Annotated in this window: 1 protein-coding gene; it reads left to right on the top strand. The window is 66.2% G+C overall.

Features of this window, described 5'->3' with window-relative positions:
* Nucleotide 1: 1 nt before the first annotated feature.
* Nucleotides 2-551: ABC transporter ATP-binding protein (locus ACODT0_RS42400; RefSeq protein WP_489044050.1), on the top strand; the 550-nt coding region annotated here is incomplete at its 3' end.

Raw genomic sequence — 551 nt, 5'->3', positions numbered from 1 at the left:
CATTCTCGAAACACGCCAGCTCACCAAGGAATTCAAGGGTTTCACCGCGGTCAGCAAGGTCGACCTGTCGGTGGTGCGCGGCTCGATCCACGCGCTGATCGGACCCAATGGCGCGGGCAAGACGACCTGCTTCAACCTGCTCACGAAGTTCCTCGAACCCACCAGCGGCACGATTCTCTTCAACGGCCAGGACATCACGGGCGAGCGCCCCGCGCAGATCGCGCGGCGCGGCATCATCCGCTCGTTCCAGATCTCGGCCGTGTTCCCGCACCTCACGCTGCTGGAGAACGTGCGCCTGGGGCTGCAGCGCCGCCTGGGCACCTCGTATCACTTCTGGAAGAGCGAGAAGTCGCTCGAGCCGCTCAACGCCCGGGCGCGCGAGCTGCTCGCCGAGGTGGGCCTCGAAGAACTCGCCGAAGAGCAGACCGTGAACCTGCCCTACGGCCGCAAGCGCGCGCTCGAGATCGCGACCACACTCGCGATGGAGCCCGAGCTGATGCTGCTGGACGAACCCACGCAGGGCATGGGCCATGAGGACGTGCACCGCGTGG

It is taken from the genome of Variovorax sp. FG153 (assembly GCF_057809595.1).
This window is presented reverse-complemented; position numbering and strand designations above follow the sequence as displayed.